Here is a 24,393-nt window from a genome sequence, read left to right as displayed (position 1 = left end):
CTATAAAAAGTGATGATAACCATTTGTAAAAACAAAAATACAACATAAATCAAAACTTTTTCCATAGTAATTGTAAATTATTTTATTAAGCAGAGAATCCAGGTTTCAGACGACCCCTGCCCGCTGCCTGCCTCAAGAGACAACGCACATGCAAAAATGGCAAATCGAGCTTTATTCCACGCCGTCTTGGCTGTTACAAACCTTATTGATGGTCGCCGCCGCCTCGGCGGTGATTCTGTTTTTGGCACGCGAAACGCGCTTTGGGCGCGAGTTTGCCTATATCCTGCGGCTGTGCCTGACGCCGAAAAGTGCGGTCAAAGTCTTGCTGGCGATTACCGCGATGATTGTGCTGTTGCTGACCGAAGTGCGGCTGAATGTATTGAGTACCTTTATGTCCAAAGGGCTTTACGACTCGATGCAGGATTTGAACGCCTCCGCGTTTTGGATGTTTGCAGCGATGAACGCGGGCGTGGTGTTGGTGCGGGCGTTTAACAACGTCGTCAACGACTTTCTCGATCAAGGCTTGGCGATTAAATGGTCGGAGCGGCTCAATGAAGTGCTGACAACGCGCTGGCTTGCCGACAAAAACTACTACCGCCTGCAAATGCGCCGCCATGCGCCGGACAACATCGACCAGCGTATCCAGCAGGACGCGCAGGATTTCATCGCCTCGACCATAGAATTTGTGCGCGGCATGGTCAATTCGGTCGTTACCTCGCTGGAATTTGCCGTTGTTTTATGGGGTTTGGCGGGCATCCTGACCGTGTTCGGCTTCGACATTCCGCACGGCATCGTTTGGTTTGTCTATATGTTTGTGATTTTGGCGACCTTTATCGCCATGTGGATAGGCAACCCGTTGATTCGTTACAACTATGAAAACGAAAAACTCAACGGCGACTACCGTTACTCCCTCATCCGCGTGCGCGACCACGCCGAAAGCGTGGCGTTTTACAGCGGCGAACAACACGAACACGACCAGCTTGCCGACCGCTTCAAGGCCATCATCCGCAACCGTTGGCGCATCGCCCGCCAAAGCGTCTGCTTGAGCGGCTTTAACGATATGTTTACCAACGGAATCAAGCTCTTCCCCATTATTTTGCAAGCCCCGCGCCTGTTTGCCGGACAAATCAAAATCGGCGACATCCAGCAGACCGTCCAAGCCTTCGCCCGACTGCAAAACGCCCTCTCCTTTTTTCGAATGTTCTACAACAAATTCACCGCCTACCGAGCCCGACTGGAGCGTCTGTACGGCTTTTTGCTGAGTACGGAAGAACAACACAGCGCGCAGCAACCCGACATTACCGAAGTTTCAGACGACCTCTCGCTGGAAAACGTCGTCCTGTTCCACCACAACGGCGAAATCCTGTTGAGCGGCATCAACGTCAACCTAAAAAGCGGCGATTCCCTGCTGATACGCGGCCCGAGCGGTTGTGGCAAAACCTCGCTGCTGCGCGCGCTGGCGGGGCTTTGGCCGTTCGGCAGCAGCGGCAAAGTCAGCCGTCCGCCGCATCAAGACATCCTCTTCCTGCCGCAACGCCCGTACACGGCACAAGGCAGCCTGCGCGACGCGATTTGTTACCCCGACATCGACAAACAGCATCCCGAACTAGCCGACGCCATGAACACCTGCCGCTTAGGTTATCTCGTTGATAAATTGGACAAACCCGACGACTGGCAACACAAACTCTCCCCGGGCGAACTGCAACGCATCGCCTTCGTCCGCGCCCTGCTCTCGCAGCCCAAAGTCATCCTGCTCGACGAAGCTACCGCCGCCTTGGACGAACCGACCGAAGCCCTGCTCTACCGCGCCTTGAAACGCGAACTGCCGCAGAGCATCATCATCAGCATCGGCCACCGCAGCACGCTCAACGAGTTTCACGATTTCAGTCTTGATGTCGGCAACGTAGCTTGCGATTGAATTTAAAGCAACGAGGTCGTCTGAAAACCCGTAAGGGTTTCGCTAAAACGAGCGCAGCGAGTTTCGCTAAAACTTTTTCAGACGACCTTTCTGCTAAAATGACACGCTTCAAATACAAGGGAAACCCGCCATGCACGAAATCAAATGCCCGCACTGCCACACCGCGTTTACCGTCAACGAAGCCAGTTACGCCGATATCCTGAACCAAGTCCGCACCCAAGAATTTCAAACCGAAATCCACGAGCGTCTGCAACAGGCGCAGATGCAGTTTCAAAGCGATATGCAGCTTGCCCAAGCGCAGGCGCAAAATCAGTTCGACAAAATCCTAGCCGACAAAAACCACGAAATCGCCGCCCTGTCCAACCAAATCAACGCCTACGAAAAAGACAGCAAACTCGCCGCCGCCGAAATCGAAGGTCGTCTGAAAGCGCAAATCGCCGAACAGGACAAATTGATTGCCGAGCTGAAAGCGCAGGCAAAATCGCTGGAAACGGCGAAAAACATGGAAAAAGAGCTGGAAATCACCAAAGCCGTTGCCGAAAAAGAGCGCGAATTGGGCAATTTGAACACGCAGCTCATGCTGCAATCCAAAGAAAACCAGTTGGAAAAACAAAGCCTGCGCGAAAAATACGAGGCCGAACTCAAACAAAAAGACGAAACCATCGCCTTCTACAAAGACTTCAAAGCCAGACAGTCCACCAAAATGATAGGCGAAAGCCTCGAGCAGCACTGCGAAACCGAATTCAACCGCATCCGCACCACCGCCTTTCCCCAAGCCGTATTCGGCAAGGACAACGACGCCAAAACCGGCAGCAAAGGCGACTACATCTACCGCGAAACCGACGAAGAAGGCAACGAAATCATCTCCATCATGTTCGAGATGAAAAACGAAAACGACGAAACCGCCACCAAAAAGAAAAACGAACACTTTTTTAAAGAGTTGGACAAAGACCGCAGAGAAAAAAACTGCGAATACGCCGTACTCGTCTCACTCTTGGAAGCCGACAGCGACCTCTACAACAACGGCATCGTCGACGTGTCCTACGCCTACCCGAAAATGTATGTCGTGCGCCCGCAGTTCTTCATCCCCATCGTCTCCCTGCTGCGCAACGCCGCTCTCAATTCATTGAAATACAAACAAGAATTGGCACAAATGCGCGCGCAAAACATCGACATCACGCACTTTGAAGAAGACCTAGACAAGTTCAAAACCGACTTCGCCCGCAATTACGAACTCGCCAGCCGCAAGTTCCAAACCGCCATCGACGAAATCGACAAAACCATCAGCCACCTGCAAAAAACCAAAGAAGCCCTGCTCTCTTCGGAAAACAACCTGCGCCTTGCCAACAACAAAGCAACCGATTTGACCGTCAAAAAATTAGTACGCAAAAATCCGACCATGAAGGCTGCCTTTGCCGCGTTGGAGAAAAAAGAGGATTGAGATTTGCTTCGAGAATGAAAATAGAAACGCCAGCCGGCCGTTACGCCTGCGCAAGCAGGAGTGACGGAGAACAGGTATCTCGTTTTCTATCAGTTCTTGAACAAACTCATTTATCCACATCTATAGTGGATTAACTTTAAACCAGTACGGCGTTGCCTCGCCTTGCCGTACTATCTGTACTGTCTGCGGCTTCGTCGCCTTGTCCTGATTTAAATTTAATCCACTATACAAAAAGGTCGTCTGAAAAATGAACCGCCACAAATCTTAGACAGATAAAAGACTATCCAGATACTCGGTGCAAGCCAGGTTCTACATCAGGAGGAGCGAGAAATGAAGGGATATGAAACATTATCGTTTACGACAACGTTTCGGATGACGGGGAATACAATTTTTTAGCAACACTGTCATGATGTTCTTGAATATCAAATCTACAACAGACTCTATAAAGGAGTATATGATGAAACCAAGCTGTATTTTGACGGTCTTATTACTCGTTCCATTCACTGCTGTTGCAGGTCCGGAGCTGACCATGACCAAAGCCCAGTTCGAACGCGCTCAAAAGCAAAAAATTTACCGCTTCGACGGCTATCCGACAAAAAATACCTTCAACGGCAAAACTGCCAAACTTAACATGAAAGACCATTACGCCCGTACGTTCCGCACCCGGCTCCGTGAGGTTTTAGCAGAAAACCGTCCCAACGCCGCCGGCAAATATTCCACTTTCGGTTTCGGTTGCGGCACGTCAGGCTGTATCGAAGCGGGTGCAATTGACAATACCACGGGAACGCCGATTCAATTGGGCGATCTGCTGTTAGGCTGCGGAGATATTGATGAGGACGGCGACTTCCGTTCCGATCCGAAGAGTAACCTAGTCATCGCCTCCGGTTGTCTTGAGGGGCACTTACAAGATAAGGACGGTTCAGAACAATTCGGCCATCATTACTTCCTGCTCGACAAAGGCAAATTCAAGCACTTGCGCTCGGTCAGAGTGAAAAGGTAAGCCATAGAGTTTGATGAATTCGGGAAATGAGAAACCGAACGGGAATTGGCTGAACTAAAACAGAAATACAATCTGTAATCCGGTTTCAGACGACCTGCCAAATACAATTTCAAAAGGAGTTACTTATGGACGATGATGATATGATGCACAATCCGTCGTATAGCTGGCATCCTGCAAATATCTGGAATGATGATCTTCGAAAAAAACGGAAAGCCTATAATGAGGCTCTTCTCCGTGGAGAGCGAGTCCGTTCATCTGCTGCCGGCACCCCAATCCTTCGTGCTGTTCTCGGCGCCGCCTTCATCGGCTGGATACTTTTATGCATCTATCTTTGGTTCTGGCGGCCTTAGTGCGTTATTCTGCTTTTCAGACGACCCTTTCGGGTCGTTTTTCTCTTTTCTTCCCTCTATCCTATTACGTCATAAATCAGAAAAGCCTGCTTGAGGACTTTTTATAGTGGATTCAATTTAAATCAGGACAAGGCGACGAAGCCGCAGACAGTACAGGTAGTACGGCAAGGCGAGGCAACGCCGTACTGGTTTAAAGTTAATTTACTATACAAACTCTGCAAGTCCAAAGCATTAAGCGTCATGTTCAGGCTATTTTGATTGGTTACGCCGCTACTGATTGTCCGGCTTTCCTATTTTTCGCTGCCGGTATAGGTATAGATATGCCCAGTATCGGAAGTACAGGCTTCTAACATAATATGAACACCTCTGCTTACCGTCTCCGTACCTGAGTGAACCTTCGATAAATCAATCTTTCAGACGACCTAACCCGAAAAAATATTTCTTAGTTAACAATACTTTTCAAATTTAATTTGCAAAAACTGTATTGATACTCTAATTTTTGTCCACATTTAGAGTATAATTACTAAAACCTAAGATACAAGCAGCCCAATATCATCAGGCTCAGTAAAAAACCAAACCTTACCCATTGATTAAAAATAAATTTTCAAAAATCCAGCAAAGCCGGTCTGCCAATATCAGTCCGCTCCCGCAACCATCAAGGAACCCATACATGCAAAACAACTTCGACCCATTGCACATCCGAGGCAAATCATTGATTCCCGTCGTCCAAGGCGGGATGGGCGTGGGCGTTTCCGCATCGAAACTCTCCAGCGCGGTCGCCCGTGAAAACGGTGTCGGCACGATTGCCAGCGTTGATTTGCGCCACCTGCATGACGACCTGCTCGCCGAATCCAAAATCAATCCGAGCGAAGAAAAATACACCCGACTCAACTGCACCGCGCTTGACCGCGAAATCCAAAAAGCCAAAGCCGACGCAAACGGCAAAGGCATGATCGCCGTCAACGTCATGAAAGCCGTCAAAGACCACGCCGCTTACGTCCGCCAAGCCTGCGAATCGGGAGCGGACGCGATTGTGATGGGCGCGGGATTGCCGCTGGATTTGCCCGAAATGACCGAGGGTTATCACAAAGATGTCGCCCTGTTCCCGATTTTGTCCGAATCGCGCGGTATCGGCATCGTATTGAAACGCTGGATAAAAAAAGGTGTTTTGCCCGATGCCATCGTTATCGAACATCCCGCACACGCTGCCGGACACTTGGGCGCGGCAAGCGTGGCAGGTGTGAACGATGCCAAGTTTGAATTCAAACGCGTCATCGAAGAAACTTTCGAAGTATTCAAGAACTTAGGTCTTGAAAGCGAAAAAATCCCGCTCATCCTCGCCGGAGGCATGGCGAACTTTGAAAAAGTCAAAACCGCGCTGAAAAACTGGGGCGCATCCGCCGTCCAAATCGGCACGGCGTTTGCGGTTACCGAAGAAGGCGATGCCCACATCAACTTCAAAAAAACGCTGGCAGGCGCAGAAACCGAGCATGTTGTCGAATTTATGTCCGTCGCCGGACTGCCCGCACGCGGTGTGCGCACCAAATTCCTAGACAGCTACATCAAGCGCGAATCCAAGCTGCAAGCCAATGCCAAAGCCGACCCGCGCCGCTGTACGCAAGGCTTGAACTGTCTGACCAGCTGCGGCCTGCGCGACGGTTTGGCAAAAGCCGGACAATTCTGCATTGACATCCAACTCTCCGCCGCCTTCCGTGGCGAAGTCGATAAAGGCTTGTTTTTCCGAGGTAAAGACCCGCTGCCGTTTGGCAACGCCATCCGCACGGTGCAAGAAACCATCCAATATCTGCTCAACGGCGCTCTTCCCGCAGCAGCCAAATAATTCATACCCACAGATGAACGCTAAAAAAGGGCATATTTCAATGTGCCCTTTTTTAGTGGATTAACTTTAAATCAGGACAAGGCGAGGCAACGCCGTACTGGTTTAAAGTTAATCCACTATATTTTGCCTGCAAATCGCGTGATGCTTAAAAAGGTCGTCTGAAACCGATATTCAGACGACCTTTTCTCAACGCTGCCTCCCTTTTCCTGCACACATTGTCAACAAAATCCGCATAAAAAATGCTAAGATGACCGTCTCGATAGACATTTGGAACACCCATGAACCCACTACTCAACCAGCTCCAACCCTATCCGTTTGCCCGCCTACGCGAAGCCATGCAGGGCGTTAACCCTCCCGAAGGCGTCGCCCCCGTCCACCTGCACATCGGCGAACCGAAACACCCTACCCCCGAAGTCATCACCAATGCGCTGACCGCCTCGCTGCACGAACTGGAAAAATACCCTCTGACCGCAGGTCTGCCCGAGCTGCGTCAAGCCTGTGCCGACTGGATGCGCCGCCGTTACGATGGACTGACCGTCAACCCCGATACAGAAGTCCTGCCCGTACTCGGCAGCCGCGAAGCCTTGTTTTCCTTCGTTCAAACCGTCTTAAACCCCGTTTCAGACGACCTCAAACCCGTCGTCCTCAGCCCCAACCCGTTCTACCAAATCTACGAAGGCGCAGCCATTCTCGGCGGCGGCGAAATCCGTTTTGCCAACTGCCCTGCCCCGTCCTTCAAGCCCGATTGGAAAAGCATTACCGAAGACGTATGGCAACGCACCAAAGTCATGTTCGTCTGCTCGCCCAACAACCCCAGCGGCAGCGTCCTGCAACTGGAAGACTGGCAAGAAATCTTTGATCTGCAAGACAAATACGGTTTCATCATTGCTTCCGACGAATGCTATTCCGAAATCTATTTCGACGGCAACAAACCCATAGGCGGCTTACAGGCAGCAGCGCAATTAGGGCGCAGCAACCGCAATATCGTCATGTTCACCAGCCTCTCCAAACGCTCCAACGTCCCCGGACTGCGCTCCGGTTTTGTCGCAGGCGATGCCGAATTGCTTAAAAACTTCCTGCTCTACCGCACCTACCACGGCAGCGCAATGAGCATCCCCGTCCAACGCGCCAGCATCGCCGCGTGGAACGACGAAGAACACGTCATTGCCAACCGCCGCCTATACCAGGAAAAATTCGACCGCGTCATCCCCATTTTGCAGAAGGCATTCGATGTCAAACTGCCCGACGCATCATTCTACATCTGGCTGAAAGTCCCCGATGGCGACGATTTGGCATTTGCCAAAAACCTATGGCAAAAAGCTGCCATCCAAGTCCTCCCCGGCCGCTTCCTCGCCCGCGATACCGAATGGGGCAACCCCGGTGAAGGCTACGTCCGCATCGCCTTGGTCGCCGATGTCGACAGCTGCGTCAAAGCCGCCGAAACCATCGTTTCCCTATATCGCTGAATAAAGTGGCAGTTCAATAAAAGGTCGTCTGAAAACCTCAAATCCGAGTTTTCAGACGACCTTTTTAATTTCATTCAAACAGCCTTTGCTATAACGGCATTTACTTCACTTATCAAACTTGCCCATAAAACATTTTAAACCTACAATGCCGCTGTTTATCATATCTCCGAGTCCATCATGTTCTTCGTCCTTTCCCCCGCCAAAAACCTCAATGAAAAAGACCCTGCGCCCGTCAAAGAATTCACCCAACCCGACCTCTTGGCAGAAGCCGAAATCCTGATGCGCCAATTGCGTGAACTCGCCCCGCAGCAAATCGCCGAGCTGATGCACGTTTCCGACAAAATCGCCCTCTTAAACGCCGAGCGCAACGCCGAATGGCATACGCCATTTACCCCCGACAACGCCAAACAGGCAGTCTTTATGTTCAACGGCGACGTTTACGAAGGCATCGCCGCAGACACCCTCAAACCCGAACAAATCCAATATCTGCAACAACACGTCCGCCTGCTTTCCGGCCTCTACGGTATCCTGCGCCCGCTGGATTTGATGCAGCCCTACCGTTTGGAAATGGGAACGGCGTTTGCCAACACACGCGGTAAGAACCTGTATGAATTTTGGGGCGACATCATCACAGACCTGTTAAACGACACCCTTGCCCAAGCAGGCAGCGACATATTGGTTAACCTCGCTTCGCAAGAATATTTCAAATCCGTCAACACTAAAAAACTTAAAGCCCGTCTGATTACCCCCGTTTTCAAAGATGAAAAAAACGGCAAATACAAAATCATCAGCTTCTACGCCAAACGCGCGCGCGGACTGATGGTACGCTACGCAGCGGAACACAATATCACCGACCCTGAAATGCTGAAAAATTTCGATTACGAAGGTTACGCATTTAACGCAGCAGCGTCAAATGAGTCCGAATGGGTGTTCATGCGTAAAGAACAAACCAAGTAAAAACAAAAAACTAAATATTCGCCTGAAAATTTCGCTTGGCAAACCCGACAAATTTCATTATTATTTCGGCTTCAAGAAACGGAAGCGTGGCAGAGCGGTTTAATGCAACGGTCTTGAAAACCGTCGAGGGTTGATAGCCCTCCGTGAGTTCGAATCTCACCGCTTCCGCCATTTCTTGAAAATAGAAAAACCAAATAAAAATGAAGTGAAGCCCAGCCATCAACATTTTTATTTGGTTTTACTTTATTCTACGGAAACGTGGCAGAGAGGCTGAATGCAGCGGACTCGAAATCCGCTGAGGGTGCAAATCCTCCGTGGGTTCGAATCCCACCGTTTCCGCCAAACCGGACAAAAGCTGCTCTTTCCAAAGCAGCTTTTTTTGAATCTTCCTCCCAAGTATTGGGTATGTACAGTGGATGAATTCAACTTCAAGGGGCATTCAGTATTCAGACGACCTTGGATTCAGATTTCAAGTGCATCAGTGGTTGGAACAGATTCAAGAATAAAACACTTGGCGGTTTCGTAACCAAGTGTTTTTATTTGGCGGATAAGGATATTAATGTGTTGCATTGCAGGAAAGGCCAGTATGCTACCGCATACCGGCCTTTTTCTGTTATGGAAAGTTGTACTTCAAATGCGAATCCGCCGTCGTCTGAAAAGCATCAATTGCTTTTTCAGACGACCTTTGCGTATTTGCCGGATAGTTACTGCTCTTCCAAGCGTCCGTCGTGCATCAGCATGACCCGCTCAAAGCGGACTGCCAACTCATCATCATGCGTGACCACAATCAGGCTGGTATTCAACTCGGATTTCAGATCCAGCATCATATCCAGTACATTTTGCGCATTTTTACGGTCAAGATTGCCTGTCGGCTCGTCAGCGAGCAAACATTTCGGACGTGTCACCAGCGCGCGCGCAATGGCGGCACGTTGGCGTTCGCCACCGGAAAGCTCGCTGGGACGGTGTTGTATGCGCTTTTTCAAACCCGCTTTTTCCAACATTTCAACCGCACGCTGTTCTGCTTCGGCTTTTTTCATCTTGCCGATTAAAAGCGGCATCATGACGTTTTCCAAAGCGGAAAATTCAGGCAGCAAATGGTGGAACTGGTACACAAAACCCAAATACTGATTGCGCAGCAGACCCAGTTGTTTCTGTCCCAACTGACTCAAATCCTGCCCCATCAGTACCACGCTGCCGGAAGTCGGTTTATCCAAGCCGCCCAAAATGTGCATCAACGTCGATTTGCCGCTACCAGACGAACCGATAATACTGACGCTTTGACCTTCGAGCACTTCTAGCCTCAACTGATTCAAAACATTGACATTCAATTGACCGTCTTTGTAGCTTTTGCTGACATTATCGCATTTCAAAACTACTTTATTCATAGCGCAAAGCCTCCGCCGGTTGGGTTCTTGCAGCACGCCAGCTTGGATAGAGCGTAGCGATAAACGACAAAATCAGGGAAATGCAGGCTATCAGCACAACATCATGAACACTGACATCACTCGGGATATAATCGATGAAATAAACTTGTGATTTGATGAATTGGAAACCAAACCAATTCTCTAACTGTTTGACAATACTGCCCACGTTCAAAGCCAGCGTGACACCGGTAATCACACCGGTCAAGGTACCGAAAAAGCCGGCAAATACGCCCTGCACCATAAAAATTTTCATAATGCTGCCCGGGGAGACACCCAAAGTCCTCAAAATGGCAATATCGGCTTGTTTTTCCGTAACCGCCATGACCAAAGAAGAAACCAAGTTAAAGGTGGCTACAGCAACAATCAGCAGCAGAATGATGAACATCACCCTTTTCTCCATTTCTACGGCCTCGAAATAACTGCGGTTGGTGTACGTCCAATCGCGCAACCATACTTCTTCTTGCAGATTTTTCGGCAGCAGTGTTTCGGTGAACGACGGCGCGTTGATCGGATCGGCAAGTTTCAATCTCAAGCCTGCCGCATTTTCATCTAGGCGGTACAAGACCTGGGCGTCTTTCATGTGTGTCAATGCCAGAGAATTGTTCAATTCATGGATTTTGGTTTTGACCAAGCCGACAACTTTAAATTGTTTCAGACGAGGTACGACACCGGCAGGCGTCACGTTGCCTTCAGGCGTAACGACAGTGATTTTTTCACCAACCTTTACATCCAAAGTCTCAGCCAAATCCTGCCCCAAAATAATATCGAATTCGCCCGGCTTCAAATCATCAAAACTGCCTACAGGCATTTCTTTACTGTATTCAACGATCTTTTTTTCTTCATCAGGCAAAATCCCGCGGATTTGAACGCCTTGAACCTCACCCGCATTTGCCAGCAATGCCTGTCCCGAAACATAAGGTGCCGACTGAAGCACCTCTTTGCGTCCTTTAATAATCTCGCGCAGGCTCTCCCAGCTTTTACCGTTACCGTTATCGTAATAACCCATTTCGGCATGAGGAGCCACTTTCAAAAGCTGCCCCCGTATGTCTCTCTGAAAGCCCGCCATGACAGACAATACGACAATCAAAGCCATCACACCGAGTGCAATACCCACAATAGAAATGACGGTGATAAACGACATGAAGCCATTGCGTTTTTTTGCCCGCAAATAGCGCAGTCCTATCCAAGTCTCTAAAGAAGCCATTTATATGCCTCATCCGTTTGTCAAAAAACGCCTATTGTACCGTAAAACCGACAGGTCGTCTGAATACGCCGAAACGACCGAGAATAGAGACATCGCAATTTGTAAACCAAAGTCTTCTTATTCAGGGCTACCGTAAAATCGGTCGAAAAACTTGCACAATCATCTATTCGGCCTTATTCTGAAATCGCGGTAAAGTTTACCGCCATCAAAAAGGAAAACCATTAATGAACATCACAAAATTCTTAGCATTATCCGTTGCCGCTGCCGGATTGGCATTCAGTGCAAATGCGTATGCGGCTAAGGAGATTAAAATCAGTTCAAACAATACGTCCTATTCCGCTGCCGACGTGCAAAAACTTGCCGCAACCGCAGTCGGCATGGGTGTTAAAGAACCGGTCAGCCTGACCGCAGGCAGCGGTGTCGTCACCGTGTCCGGCAGCAGCGCCACCAAATGTGCCTTCAAAGTAGGCAGCGGCGACACTCCGCAAATTCAAGGCGTAAGCTGCAAATAAACCGGCTTTGTTTGAAATAAGGTCGTCTGAAACGCGTTTTCAGACGACCTTATTGTTTATTCCTTGATTGCGCGCCTTTCATAAACGGCCTGCGCCAAAGTTCCAGCATCGACATATTCCAGCTCCCCACCCAAAGGGATGCCTCTGGCAAGACGGCTGACTTTGTATGGAAGGTTTTTAAACAATTCTGCCAACACATACGCCGTCGCATCTCCTTCGGCAGTAAAGTTTGTTGCAATGATGATTTCTTCGACATCGGCGTTCTGCAACCTTGCCACCAGTTTGTCCAATGCGATGGCGCTCACATCCATCCCTTGCGCGGGACTGATTTGCCCCATCAGCACAAAATACAAACCGTCATGGCAATTGGCAGTTTCCATATTGGAAACATCTGCCGGCATATGGACGATCATCAGGCGGTGTTTGTCGCGCGATTCGTCAGAACAGATATCACACAAACTCCCTTCGCAAAATGTGTTGCACATCCTGCAATGCTGGACTTGCTTTAATGCATATTGCAAAGCATCAACCAACTCCTGCGCCTGCTCCCGCTTGCTTTGCAGCAATTGATGCGCCATGCGCTGCGCGGATTTGGGACCGACATTGGGTAAAATTTTCAAGGCATTAATCAGCCGCGTAAAAGCATCGGGAGCTTTGCTCATGGTATTCAGACGACCTCTAACCGAAAAACAAGGAAAATCGGGATGTGTATGGTAGTGAAATCACTATATATAGTGGATTAACTAAATCAGGACAAGGCGACGAAGCCGCAGACAGTACAGATAGTACGGAACCGATTCACTTGGTGCTTCAGCACCTTAGAGAATCGTTCTCTTTGAGCTAAGGCGAGGCAACGCCGTACTGGTTTAAAGTTAATCCACTATATTGATGGGGCAAGAAAGGCTGATTATATAATGAAAACGGTCGGATTTTCTCCGACCGTTTGATTCTGTTTAAGGCAGACGGGCAATCATGTTTGCCATCATTGCCGCCTACCTGTTCATCACCAGCTTACTCTGCTGAATTATCAACTTTTTGCGCACCTTGCTCGCGCTTGATTTCCTTGCTGAAATAACGCAGCAATGCGTCAAAAATGTTGGCAGACTGCTGTTGCGCCAGCATTTGTTTGGCAGCAGGCACTTGGGAAGCGATATTTTCCGGCGCGGCAATATTCTGTACTTCAACAATTACAGGAGCCGGCATGCCTTCCAGCAGCATGGCGTATGCAGGTTTGCCATTTTGCGGACGGGCTTTAATCAGTTCGTTATACGCTTCGGGTGCCATGGTCCGGCGTGCATCTTGCGCACTCAATTTCGATACTTCCGACCATTTCAAGTCAACTGCCTTGCCTGCCTTCAAAGCCTCGATGGCTTCTTTGGCTTTTTTATCGGCCAGTTTTGCGGCTTCGCTGCGCAGATAAGCCAAACGCACTTCTTCTTGAACGTCAGCGAAAGGTGCGGTTTTTTCTTCCCTGACTTCCTTGACACGAATGACCCAAACCGTATCTTTGTCCATGGAAATCAAATCGGAATTGTGTTTTTTCTTCAACACATCTTCACTGAACGCAGCATTAATCAATGCATCGGGCAAACCTGCTGCTTTACCATTGGCTTGAGTCAACCAATCTTGATCCAGACTTTCCAGTTTCAGATTTGTTTTTTTAGCGACATCCGCCAGGGAAGTCGGCGTATTAAATGCTTCTTCAGAAAGCTTTTCTTTGACCGAATTAAATTCGGAAGCAGCTTTTTTCAGCTTCAAATCGGCTTCGATACGGGCTTTTTCATGTTCTAAAGACACTTTGTCTTCGATATTCAAAACTTGGACGATATCGTAGCCGACCGGTGTTTGAACCACATCGCTGATTCCGCCTTTAGGCAGCGAGAACGCCACGTTTTCCAAATCCGTCCCCAAGCCGCCGTCTTTAGACAGATAGCCCAAGTTGCCGCCTTTGGAAGCAGATGCGGTGTCTTTTGAATATTTCTTCGCCAGATCAGCAAAATCGGCCGGCTTGGCTTTCAGCTCTGCCGCAACTTTGTCTGCTTCGGCTTTGATTGCCGCGCGTACCGTTTCATCGGCATCTTGAGGAACTGGGAAGAAAATGTGGGCAATTTCACGGCGGGGCGAAAGATGGGGCGCCTGCTCGTCAAATGCTTTTTTCACTTCGTCTTCGCTGACGGCCTGTTTGTCCGCCAAATCTTTGGCACTCAGGGCGATGTATTCCAATTTCACGCCTTGCGGAATCAGATAATCTTTTTTGTGCGCCTCATAATATGCCTTCAATGCGGCATCATCAACTTTTACTTGAGAAACAAAGGCTTCAGGATTGAATGTTACCGAACGGATATCGCGGGTCGCCTGAGTCAGCTTAATCAGCTGTTCTGCTTGCGCATCACTGATAATCGCACCGTTTTGCACCAAATTGATCAAACTTTGCAACGCATACCGTTCGCGGATGTCGGCGACAAACTGGTCTTCCGTCATATGGCGTTGGCTCAGGAAGTTTGAAAAGATCTGTTGGCTGAATTTACCGTTTTGATCGTGAAAATTAGGATCGTCCACGATCAGTTGTTTAAGCTGCTCTTGGGAAACTTCCACACCCATCAGCTTGGCACCTTCCTTTAAATAGGCGCGTTGAACCAAAGATTGGAATACTGCTCCCCGCGACGGGCTTTGACCTTGAAGCTGCTCACCTTGCAACTCATTATTCAAAGAATACTCACTGATTTTTTCATCCCCTATTTTGACGATAAAATCAGAGCCGGGCACAGCAACCGTGCTGACACCGAAGCCGACGAAGGTCAGCGCAATCAGACCCAACAAAATCTGGGCCGGAGTTTTATATTTTTCAACGGTATGGAACATATTATCTGAAGACGTAATGGTTAAAATAGCAAACGCGCATTGTAGCGCGTTTTGCCTTGTTATGCACTCTTGGCAGAACGCCGGTCCGACTTATTTTTCAGACGACCCCATCCCGCCGTATCGTGTTATTTTGAAAAAATTTCTTGATAGTTTTCTTCGGAAAAGCCGACGAAAAACCGCCCTTCCTTTTCCAAAACCGGACGCTTGATGATGCTGGGCTGTTCCGCCATCAATCGAACCGCGCCATCGACAGTAGCCGCAGCAGCTTGGGCTTGCCCATCCAGTTTGCGCCACGTCGTACTGCGTTTGTTCAATAAAACCTCCAGCGGTATCTGCTCCAACCATTTGCTTATCGTGTCAACTTGCGGCGGGCTCTTTTTAAAATCCACAAATTGAAAATCAACGCCATGTTCTTCCAACCATTTGCGGGCTTTTTTCACCGTATCGCAATTGGGAATGCCGTATAACTGAATCATCTTGAAATCACTCTCTACCCTAAAGAAAAAGCGCCGTCATTTTAGCCGATTTTCCTTTTAATCAGAATAAAATGGGTCGTCTGAAAACTTTTCAGACGACCTCTGTATGCTTTTCCTATACTCAACGGCTTTTTTCATCAAGCGTTTGTTCTTATAATATCGAACTATTCCATTGCTACCCGACAAAGGATTCCACATGCAAACCCGCCTGCCATTTTTTGGTGTCGTCCGAGTCAGCGGGGAGGACAGAGCCTCCTTTCTTCACGGCCAATTATCCAACGACATCAACCATCTGAACGAAAATACCGCATGTTATGCCACTTACAACACCCCGAAAGGGCGCGTGCTGGCAAACATGATCGTCCTCAACCGAGGAGAAGACTTGCTGCTGATTATGGCGCAGGATTTGATCGAAGCCATTGTCAAACGGTTGCGCATGTTTGTCCTGAGAGCCAAAGTCATCTTTGAACCGCTGCCCGATTTTGCCGTTGCAGGCGAGCTGGACGAAACTGCCTCACCCTCTCCCGCAGCCGAACCTGCCCTATCCTTTCCTGCCCAAGCAGACAACGGGGTATACACCATTACCCTGCCCCATTCAGGTCGTCTGAAAATCGGCGAGGCCGGGCTTCTGCCCGAATATGACGCGGCAGCCGAAAACGCTTGGAACCTGCACGAAATCCGCAGCGGCTACGCTTGGATTTCGACGGTAACCAAAGAAACTGCCGTTGCCCAAATGCTCAACCAACACATCATCGGCGGCGTACATTTCAAAAAAGGCTGCTATCCTGGACAGGAAATCATCGCCCGCGCCCAATATCGCGGACAAGTCAAACGCGGGCTGGCGGTTTTGCGGGGCGATTCGTTGGAAGCCGCAGGCGTTACCGTTCAAAACGGAGGCGAAGAAGCCGGACAAATCATCAATACCGCGCTGACCGATATCGGCAGCCTGAGTCTTGCGGTTATCAAATTTTCCGCAGCACACGCCGATTTGACCGATGCCGACGGCAATGCTTTAAAACAAGAAACCTTGTTCTTTACAGTGGATGCTTGACGCGCAGCGATAGCGTAATAAGTGTTAAGTCAGTCCGCTATCTCTCTGCACACGATAAAAAGGTCGTCTGAAAACGCAACATAGACAATCCCGGCGTTTTCAGACGACCTTTTTCAATCCATCCTTATTTCTGCCAATACGTTTTCACGTTCACAAATTCATACAACCCGAATTCAGACAATTCCCGTCCGTAACCGGAAGCCTTGACGCCGCCAAAGGGAAGGCGCAGGTCGCTGCTGGTGTGGCGGTTGATAAACACCGAGCCTGCTTGGATTTTTTCGGCAAACGCCCAAGCGCGGCGGGTATCGGCGGTATAAATGCTGGCGCCCAATCCGTAGGGCGTATCGTTGGCAAGGGCGACGGCGTGTTCCTCGTCCTTCGCCCGCAAAATCATGGCAACCGGCCCGAAAACCTCTTCATTCCAAACGCGGCAGTCAGGATTCACTTTGTCCAATACGGTGGCGGGGTAAAACCAGCCCTTTCCTTCGGGAATGAAACCGCCCGTCAGAACCTGCGCACCGTGTGCGACTGCGTCCTGTACCTGAGCGTGTACGTTTGCGCGCAAGTCTTCGCGGTGCAGCGGGGCGAGTGTGGTCGCAGGGTCTTTGGGATCGCCTGTTTGCAATTTGGCGCATTCGGCAAGGAACAGGGGGATGAAGCGCTCGGCAACGGCTTCGGTTACGACGATTCGTTTGGCTGCGTTGCAAGACTGACCCGCGTCACGGAAACGCGAATAACAAGCTTCGACGGCGGCGCGTTCGAGATCCGCATCGGGCATGACAATGAAGGGGTTGCTGCCGCCGAGTTCGAGGACGGTTTTCTTGAGGTGCATTCCCGCATGGGCGGCGAGCAGGCGGCCGGTCCGCGTCGAGCCGGTAAACGCCATCGCATCGGTGTCTTCAATGGCTTTCAACGTATCGTCGTTGTCCAGCCATGCGCCAATCAACGGAAGGTCGTCTGAAACCAGTTCCAACAGCGCAGCGCTGACCCGCGCAACACTGGGCGCAGGCTTGACGGCACAAGCGTTTCCCGCGCACAGGGCTGGAATGGCAAAACGCAAAACCTGCCAGACAGGATAGTTCCACGGCATGACGGCAAGCACAACGCCCAACGGCTCAAAACGCACCTGACTGAGGCTCGCCTGCGTAGCAATGGTCTTATGCGCCAGCAACTCGGGGGCAAGGCGGACGTAATATCGGATGAGCTCGACGGATTTATCCAGTTCGGCACGGCATTCATGCAGGCAGCGTCCGACTTCTTCGCAAACCATTTCCGCAAGCCGCTCCTTGTTTTGCGCCAAACGCTCGGCAAAAGCTTGCAGCAAAGCAGTCCGCCCGGTTACACCCAACCGCGCAAACGCCTGCTGGTGCACCTTCAACACTGCCAATTCTTGTGCAAACTCTGCATAACTCTGCGCAGGATGGCGGCAAAGGGTTTCGCCGGTATAGGCGTTGATGCTGTGAAACATGGTTCGGCTCCTTTGTATGTCGGTTTTATTTTAGGTCGTCTGAAAATTAAGACGTTCTTTCAGACGATGTTTGTTCATCAAAGATGGCGCGATTATATAGCAAACTCGGATAGAACATCTCCACACAGTTCTTCTCCTTTTAATTCAGCCTGTTGTTATCCATTTAAAATAATCATAAGTTAGGATCCTAAAATAAAATTACTTGATAAAACTTTTAATTAATTTCTCTATTTTTAGATGATATTCAATCAACTCTTGTTGAGAAGGCTGCTTAGAAAAATTTCCATATTCATGTACACTGATACTAGGATAATAATCTACTGACAAACCATTTATGCATGAGTCAACTGCGATTGAAAAATGCGGTTCATTAAGTCTTTTTCCATTTTTTCTACCATCATCCCTTACTTGTATTCTTACTGGATTTTCATCATCCCTAATATAATTAAATTCATGATAGAATGGTTCTTCATTAAATCTTTCATATGCTTTATAGTCTTTAGAAGAAATTATTTCTTTTGAACCGTACCTCAAAATCATTTTTTTAAGATACTTAGGATCTAAAAGGCATTCAGAATTTTTCTGAATCGAAATAGTGTCTATCATCGGCAGACCATCCTTCAATGCCTTAACAAATTTATCTTTATTCTTCCGATTAAAAGGCTCTAAAATCCAAGAATCTCCTTTGCGTTTGGCATGGACGTAAATATCAAACCTACCGCCCTTATAGATTTTTTCCTCATCCGACATCCATCTTGTTGCCGAATTTCGGGACGAACCTGCCAAATAACCGTAAGGTACGCTCAGCAACGTCCCATCCAAATCAATTTTAATATTTCTTTCAAAGCCTGTTATGGGTATCTGATTGTCCATTTCTACTTCTTCCTTATTTTCTGAAGATGGATAACAAGCTGCCAAAGCGAATGAACCCAAAACTGCTATTAGAGCTGATAGCTTCTTCAATACCCTATCTTTTCCACATTCCACTTTTACTCTTCCTGTAACAGATTTCTGATTAATCAGACCAGCTGAAATACAATCCATTATCAATTTCTGATTCCTGTGGAAATACCATATTCTCATAAACCAGCAATTTATTTCAGATAAATGGTATTTAACTTAAGCAAACGTATCATTACAACTGAAAATACAACAAAAGGTCGTCTGAAAATATTTAGACGACCTTTTGTTGTATTTTCAAAAACCCTGATGTAAGGACCGAGAACTACTCAATTCGTCTGAAACTGAAGTTCTGCGTCGCAAGCCAGCACACACCTGAGCCGATGCAGACCATAATCGCGCCCTGCCAAAACTGTACAGACAGGGGCGCATTGAGCAGGACGGAGGAAATGAGAGCAGAAAAAATGGGAATGAAATAGGAAGCGCCTGCCAAGACGGTCATATTGCCGCATGAAATGCCGATGTTCCAAACCGCATAGCCCAAGCCCATGCAGGCTGCGGCGGCAACGGCATAAAGTATGGCGCCGGTATCGAAATGAAGGCTGCCGTAGCCGCCTGCGAAATATTTTGCCCACAGGATGCAGGAGACGAGGAGGAAGAAAAAACCGACGGCATTGCCCTGCGCTTTGGTTCTGGCGGTCAGGGTGCAGTATGCCGCCCAAAACAGCGCGTCCAACAATGCCATGATGTAACTGAGCGGATTGGTTCGGACGTTGCCGATAATCTCGGGCAAAGAAAATCCACCGTCACCGCCTAAAACGATCGCGATACCTATAAACGAAAGGGCAAAGCCTATGCCTATCCACCATTTTGCCGGCTGCTTGTTAAACCAAACTGCGCCGATGATGGTAAACGTCGGCCAAAGATAATTGACCATGCCGACTTCGACCGCTTGGCGTGCGTTGTCGGCAAAACCGATGGAAAGAGACAGGCACAATTCGCAGCCGACGAAAAAAAATGCTTGCCCAGAAAAGGTAGCTGCGGCTGAACTGCCGCAGATTCGGCAATCCGAAAATAGCCAAGAGCAACAAAGTGGAAAGGCTGTACATCACCGCCGCGCCGCCGACCGCACCCATGTGCAGACTCAAGGCGCGTATCAATCCGACGACGGAACTCCAAAAGGCTACGGCAAGCAGACCTATTGATGTGGCTTGATTGGGGGTAAATGCGTGTTGGAGCAGACGGTTCATGATGTGTTGTGTTGGGATTTGTTTTATTGTGTAATTTTTTGATATTTTACGCCTCCTGTTTGCATAATCAAGAGGAAGGGTCGCCTGAAAACCGATATCAACCCTCTCCCCCTCTCCCAATCCAGAATATAACGAAATCGCATTAAATTAAAACCAAGCATTCTTTCCGTTTTTCAGACGACCTGTTTACAGTATCGCCACTGTTTTCAGAAAAATCACCATTCAACCAAACAATTAAAGCCGCGCAGGCAAACGCTCTGCCTCAAGCAGCCGTCCGCACAAAGGAACCGACATGACTCCAGCCAACCCGCTTCCCAACGAACTTTCCGCACAACTCGCCGCCCTCTCGCCTACACAGCTCGCTTGGCTTTCCGGCTACTGCTGGGCGCAAAGTCAAGGGGCGGCAGGCAGTTTGGGGGTTTCCGCAGCCCCTGCCGTTGCAGCCCCCGCGCGACGCGTGTTGGTCTTATCCGCCTCGCAAACGGGCAATGCGCGCGGCGTTGCCGAATCTTTACACGCCAAACTCAAAAACGCCGGCGTAGAAGCCGTATTGAGCAGCGCGGGTGACTTCAAAAGCAAAACCCTGCCCGATGAAGACATCGTGTTATTGGTAACATCCACGCAAGGCGAGGGCGAACCGCCCGAAGAAGCCCTGCCGCTGTATAAATTCGTCTTCGGCAAAAAAGCCCCCGATTTGGGCAAACTCACTTTTGCCGTTTTAGGTTTGGGCGATTCTTCCTATCCCAATTTCTGCCAAGCGGGCAAAGACTTTGACGCCAAATTCGCCGAACTGGGCGCACGTCGTCTGAACGACTTGGGCATCTGCGATTTAGAGTTCCAAAGTGCCGCCGACGCGTGGATAGAAGCCGTCGTCCCCCTAGTTGCTGAGTTTGCCGCGCAAACCGCCGCAGCATCCGTTGCAACACCTGCCGCCCTTCAAACCACAGGCACTGTCTATACCAAAGACAAACCCTATACCGCCACCCTGTCCGTCCGCCAAAAAATCACGTCCCGCTCCGCCGAAAAAGACGTGGAGCACATCGAAATCGACCTGTCCGGCTCCGGACTGCACTATCAGGCAGGCGACGCATTGGGCGTACTCCCGCTCAACGCTCCCGCTTTGGTTCAAGAAATCCTTGATTTGCACCAATTAAGCGGCGAAGAAAAAATCCGCCTTTCAGACGACCTCGAAACCGACATCCGCACCGCCCTGACCGAGTCCGCCGACATCACGCAAAACACGCCGGCACTCGTGCAGCAATATGCCGAGTTGTCCGGCAGCGAAGAACTCAAAACCACAGCCGCCGACAAAGCCCGATTGGACGCCTACCTCGCCGCCACCCCGCCCGTCGGCGTCTTCGCCGCCCACCCCCATCCGCTGGACGCGCAAACCTTGTTCCAACTGTTCCGCCCCCAAACCCCACGCCTTTACTCCATCGCCTCCGCGCAAGACGAAGTCGGCGAAGAAGTCCACCTGACCGTCGGCGTCGTCCGCTTCGAACACCACGGCAACACCTACACCGGCGCAGCCTCAGGCTATCTGGGCGAACGCCTTGAAGAAGGCGGCGAAGTACGCGTCTTCGTCGAACCCAACCCCAATTTCCGCCTGCCCGCCAACGGCGACACCCCCGTCATCATGATAGGCGCAGGCACAGGCATCGCCCCCTTCCGCGCCTTCATGCAGCAACGCGCCGCCAATGGCGACAACGGCAAAAACTGGCTCATCTTCGGCAACCAACGCCTCGCCGACGACTTCCTGTACCAGCTTGAATGGAGCGATTACCGCAAAGACGGCATACTCACCCGTGCCGACTTGGCATGGAGCAGACAAGGCGAACACAAAGTCTATGTCCAACACAAAATCGCCGAACACGCCGCCGAAGTTTGGAACTGGCTGCAACAAGGCGCACACCTCTACGTCTGCGGCGACGCCACCCGCATGGCACGCGACGTAGAAACCGCCCTGATCGACGTCATCGAAACCCAAGGCAAACTCAGCCGCGACGATGCCGAAGACTATCTCAACGAAATGCGCGAAGACAAACGCTACCAACGCGACGTTTATTGATACCGCCCCAAACAAAAGGTCGTCTGAAAAGCCCAAATCGGGTTTTCAGACGACCTTTCGCATCATCAAGCCATTTATAGTGGATTAAATTTAAATCAGGACAAGGCGAGGTAACGCCGTCCTGGTTTAAAGTTACCACTATATCTCGCTAAACAAAGCAAACCATTCAGACACACCTTCCACCGCTTATCCCATTTTCTTTACCCATTATCTCAACCCAGCTAACATACAAAATTCATCGTCATTTCCACCCAACATAAAACCCGATTTATTTGTTACAAACCGCATCAGGAGATGATGAACATCGAAAAAGTACAAAGAAGGTTATCAATAATGAAGACATTCAATAAAAAGCTGATGGTATTGGCAGGTTTGCTGGTTATGGCGGCATGTAGTAATCAACCAAACTTGGCTCAAGATGGAAAGCAGGATGCAGAAGCCGTTAAAACCGCAGCAACCCCGCATTTTGAATGTCACCCTTTCGAATATAGATTTAATACACTTCCCCCACTCCCGTCTGCAGACCCTGCGGCATACCCGCGATATGAGCCTACGCATTTCGAGGTAGTTAAACGCCTGCCTATCCCCGTGAACAAAGAACTGATTGTTCCTAAATTGCAAGAGTTAGGCTTTATGGAAAACAGCAATAATGAAATCTTTGAAAAAAATTTCGGGAAGAAAAACATGTATAGCGCCGCTGACTATCTTGCAAATCTTTTTTCTGTAACAATAGTTTTAAAAGACTTTGCCAATCCGGAATGTCCGTACGGTGTTGATATATATCATGTCAATAATAAGGTAGACGGTGTAGATGCTTTGATTGGGTATAACGGTCTAATCTTTAAAGACACTACTATTCCCGATTTAATCATTTCCACCATCGACCATAAAAACAAACCGGACAACCTGTTTGAAAACCTATTGGACAAACATATCCAAAACATCGAAGCCTTTAAACAGAAACAGCCGCTTAATGAGGAGCTGATCAGCACGCGCGCCGTGTATGATGGCATTACCTATGAAATCAATTCTTTCAAAGGCGGCAGGTCAACCAATCTGCAAATCTATCGATATAAAGACAAGTCAAACAAAAAATCTCATTAAAACACAGGAGTCAACCGCTCATGACACAGGTCGTCTGAAAACCTCAAACCGACAATATTGCAAACACGGCAATCGGTTTCGCAATGCCAAACCTGTGTTTTCAGACGACCCGTCCATATGCCGCTGCCTTTCAAAATCGGGTATGATTCCCCCTTTCAAATCAGGAGCCTGACTATGCAGACCCAAGCCGTTATCCGCCATATTGCCGACTGGCTGAAAAACTATGTCGCCACCGCACACGCCAAGGGGTTTGTCGTCGGGGTTTCCGGCGGTATCGATTCCGCGGTCGTTTCCGCCATCGCGGCACGGACGGGGTTGAAAGTCCTTCTGCTTGAAATGCCCATCCGCCAAAAAGCCGACCAAGTCAGCCGCGCGCAGGAGCATATCCGCCGATTGGAGCAGGCATTTCCCAACGTCAGCGGAATGAGTGTGGATTTGACGCCGACTTTCGATACCTTTGCCGCCGATGTCGAAGTCGATGAAACCGAGTTCCCCGCCAAACAGCTTGCGCTTGCCAACGCCCGCAGCCGCCTGCGGATGCTGACGCTTTATTATTACGGACAAATCAACGGTTTGCTGGTTACCGGTACGGGCAACAAAATCGAAGATTTCGGCGTGGGCTTCTTCACCAAATACGGCGACGGCGGCGTGGACATCAGCCCGATTGCCGATTTGACCAAAACGCAGATTTATCAAATTGCCGCCGAACTGGACATCGCCGAGTCCATCCAAAAAGCCGCGCCGACCGACGGGCTTTGGGATACGGAGCGCACGGACGAAGAACAGATGGGCGCGAGCTATCCCGAACTCGAATGGGCGATGAGCGTTTACGGTACGCGCCGCCCCGAAGATTTTGAAGGTAGGCAGCGGGAAGTCTTGGAAATCTACACCCGCCTGCACAAAGCCATGCAACACAAAGTCAATCCGATTCCCGTCTGCAAAATTCCCGAAGAGATGCTGAAATAAGCGAAAGGTCGTCTGAAACCGGTTTTCAGACGACCTTTTCAAAGCAAAGAGGGTTGAAATCGTCAAACATTGCTCCAAAATATCGAATGTGCTTACAGCAGGTTGCATAAATTACCCGAACTTATCAAACCCGCCG

19 protein-coding genes, 2 tRNA genes and 2 pseudogenes are annotated in these 24,393 nt (G+C 49.5%); 15 read left to right on the top strand and 8 right to left on the bottom strand.

Annotated features, from left to right (window positions below):
- The first annotated feature begins 148 nt into the window (after window positions 1-148).
- The 10 genes and pseudogenes from H3L95_RS03715 to H3L95_RS03670 all read left to right on the top strand — a co-directional run bounded on the left by H3L95_RS03715 (window position 149) and on the right by H3L95_RS03670 (window position 9,314).
- A complete protein-coding gene (locus H3L95_RS03715; RefSeq protein WP_003760659.1) occupies window positions 149-1,918 on the top strand; it encodes an ABC transporter ATP-binding protein/permease in 1,770 nt (589 codons plus the stop codon).
- A 130-nt stretch (window positions 1,919-2,048) separates the two neighbouring features.
- Window positions 2,049-3,359 carry a DUF2130 domain-containing protein gene (locus H3L95_RS03710; protein ID WP_003760661.1) on the top strand — a complete coding sequence of 437 codons (1,311 nt, stop codon included), beginning with the start codon at window positions 2,049-2,051 and terminating at the stop codon, window positions 3,357-3,359.
- Between the two features lie 454 nt (window positions 3,360-3,813).
- Window positions 3,814-4,359: a hypothetical protein gene (locus H3L95_RS03705; RefSeq protein WP_241429744.1), complete on the top strand. Its 546-nt coding sequence runs from the start codon at window positions 3,814-3,816 to the stop codon at window positions 4,357-4,359.
- Between the two features lie 125 nt (window positions 4,360-4,484).
- Window positions 4,485-4,709 (top strand): hypothetical protein, encoded by a 225-nt coding sequence (locus tag H3L95_RS03700; protein WP_003760669.1) that lies wholly within the window; start codon window positions 4,485-4,487, stop codon window positions 4,707-4,709.
- Window positions 4,710-4,802: 93 nt separating this feature from the next.
- Window positions 4,803-4,919: pseudogene (locus tag H3L95_RS03695) on the top strand (IS5/IS1182 family transposase); the annotation flags it as partial.
- A gap of 460 nt (window positions 4,920-5,379) precedes the next feature.
- On the top strand, window positions 5,380-6,549 hold the full coding sequence (locus H3L95_RS03690) for an NAD(P)H-dependent flavin oxidoreductase (protein WP_003760677.1): 1,170 nt from the start codon (window positions 5,380-5,382) through the stop codon (window positions 6,547-6,549).
- Window positions 6,550-6,827: 278 nt separating this feature from the next.
- Window positions 6,828-8,015: a succinyldiaminopimelate transaminase gene (dapC, locus tag H3L95_RS03685; protein WP_003760682.1), complete on the top strand. Its 1,188-nt coding sequence runs from the start codon at window positions 6,828-6,830 to the stop codon at window positions 8,013-8,015.
- A gap of 177 nt (window positions 8,016-8,192) precedes the next feature.
- Window positions 8,193-8,972, top strand: coding sequence for a peroxide stress protein YaaA (gene yaaA, locus H3L95_RS03680; protein WP_003760683.1), 780 nt, complete (start codon window positions 8,193-8,195; stop codon window positions 8,970-8,972).
- 80 nt (window positions 8,973-9,052) lie between these two features.
- Window positions 9,053-9,143 (top strand) — tRNA-Ser (locus H3L95_RS03675).
- 81 nt (window positions 9,144-9,224) lie between these two features.
- A tRNA-Ser gene (locus H3L95_RS03670) sits at window positions 9,225-9,314 on the top strand.
- Between the two features lie 362 nt (window positions 9,315-9,676).
- Here H3L95_RS03670 and lolD read toward each other — a convergent pair.
- Window positions 9,677-10,357 (bottom strand): lipoprotein-releasing ABC transporter ATP-binding protein LolD, encoded by a 681-nt coding sequence (gene lolD, locus H3L95_RS03665; protein WP_003760685.1) that lies wholly within the window; start codon window positions 10,355-10,357, stop codon window positions 9,677-9,679.
- Window positions 10,350-11,600, bottom strand: a complete 1,251-nt coding sequence (locus H3L95_RS03660; protein WP_182096207.1) for a lipoprotein-releasing ABC transporter permease subunit — start codon at window positions 11,598-11,600, stop codon at window positions 10,350-10,352. Before H3L95_RS03660 ends, lolD begins: the two co-directional genes overlap by 8 nt.
- A 224-nt stretch (window positions 11,601-11,824) precedes the next feature.
- On the opposite strand from H3L95_RS03660, the gene H3L95_RS03655 reads away from it, so the two are divergent.
- Complete coding sequence (locus tag H3L95_RS03655) at window positions 11,825-12,112, top strand: hypothetical protein (RefSeq protein ID WP_003760695.1); 288 nt, start codon at window positions 11,825-11,827, stop codon at window positions 12,110-12,112.
- Between the two features lie 56 nt (window positions 12,113-12,168).
- Here the strand turns inward: H3L95_RS03655 and recR are convergent, their stop codons facing one another.
- The 3 genes from recR to H3L95_RS03640 form a co-directional block, all read right to left on the bottom strand.
- Window positions 12,169-12,774 carry a recombination mediator RecR gene (gene recR / locus H3L95_RS03650; protein WP_003760697.1) on the bottom strand — a complete coding sequence of 202 codons (606 nt, stop codon included), beginning with the start codon at window positions 12,772-12,774 and terminating at the stop codon, window positions 12,169-12,171.
- Between the two features lie 349 nt (window positions 12,775-13,123).
- A complete protein-coding gene (locus H3L95_RS03645; protein WP_003760701.1) occupies window positions 13,124-14,974 on the bottom strand; it encodes a SurA N-terminal domain-containing protein in 1,851 nt (616 codons plus the stop codon).
- Between the two features lie 125 nt (window positions 14,975-15,099).
- The gene (locus H3L95_RS03640; RefSeq protein ID WP_003760703.1) at window positions 15,100-15,450 is read right to left on the bottom strand and encodes an ArsC family reductase; all 351 of its coding nucleotides are present in this window, start codon (window positions 15,448-15,450) and stop codon (window positions 15,100-15,102) included.
- A gap of 196 nt (window positions 15,451-15,646) precedes the next feature.
- On the opposite strand from H3L95_RS03640, the gene ygfZ reads away from it, so the two are divergent.
- Entirely contained in the window at window positions 15,647-16,501 is an 855-nt protein-coding gene (ygfZ, locus tag H3L95_RS03635) for a CAF17-like 4Fe-4S cluster assembly/insertion protein YgfZ (protein WP_003760705.1), read from the top strand.
- A gap of 124 nt (window positions 16,502-16,625) precedes the next feature.
- Here ygfZ and H3L95_RS03630 read toward each other — a convergent pair whose 3' ends face one another.
- The 3 genes and pseudogenes from H3L95_RS03630 to yddG all read right to left on the bottom strand — a co-directional run bounded on the left by H3L95_RS03630 (window position 16,626) and on the right by yddG (window position 20,119).
- The gene (locus tag H3L95_RS03630; protein WP_003760712.1) at window positions 16,626-17,969 is read right to left on the bottom strand and encodes an aldehyde dehydrogenase family protein; all 1,344 of its coding nucleotides are present in this window, start codon (window positions 17,967-17,969) and stop codon (window positions 16,626-16,628) included.
- Window positions 17,970-18,167: 198 nt separating this feature from the next.
- Window positions 18,168-19,013, bottom strand: a complete 846-nt coding sequence (locus H3L95_RS03625; protein ID WP_241429745.1) for an RTX iron-regulated FrpC family protein — start codon at window positions 19,011-19,013, stop codon at window positions 18,168-18,170.
- Between the two features lie 181 nt (window positions 19,014-19,194).
- A pseudogene (gene yddG / locus H3L95_RS03620) lies at window positions 19,195-20,119 on the bottom strand (aromatic amino acid DMT transporter YddG).
- 292 nt (window positions 20,120-20,411) lie between these two features.
- Between yddG and H3L95_RS03615 the strand changes: the two are divergent.
- The 3 genes from H3L95_RS03615 to nadE all read left to right on the top strand — a co-directional run bounded on the left by H3L95_RS03615 (window position 20,412) and on the right by nadE (window position 24,257).
- Window positions 20,412-22,187: an assimilatory sulfite reductase (NADPH) flavoprotein subunit gene (locus tag H3L95_RS03615; RefSeq protein WP_003762374.1), complete on the top strand. Its 1,776-nt coding sequence runs from the start codon at window positions 20,412-20,414 to the stop codon at window positions 22,185-22,187.
- A gap of 294 nt (window positions 22,188-22,481) precedes the next feature.
- Window positions 22,482-23,291 (top strand): hypothetical protein, encoded by an 810-nt coding sequence (locus H3L95_RS03610; protein WP_259345826.1) that lies wholly within the window; start codon window positions 22,482-22,484, stop codon window positions 23,289-23,291.
- A gap of 174 nt (window positions 23,292-23,465) precedes the next feature.
- Window positions 23,466-24,257: an NAD(+) synthase gene (gene nadE, locus H3L95_RS03605; protein WP_040669277.1), complete on the top strand. Its 792-nt coding sequence runs from the start codon at window positions 23,466-23,468 to the stop codon at window positions 24,255-24,257.
- Window positions 24,258-24,393 lie beyond the last annotated feature (136 nt).

This window comes from Neisseria sicca (assembly GCF_014054945.1).
Taxonomy (GTDB): domain Bacteria; phylum Pseudomonadota; class Gammaproteobacteria; order Burkholderiales; family Neisseriaceae; genus Neisseria; species Neisseria sicca.
Note: the sequence above shows the minus strand (reverse complement) of the source record. Positions and strands in the feature narration are given on the sequence as shown.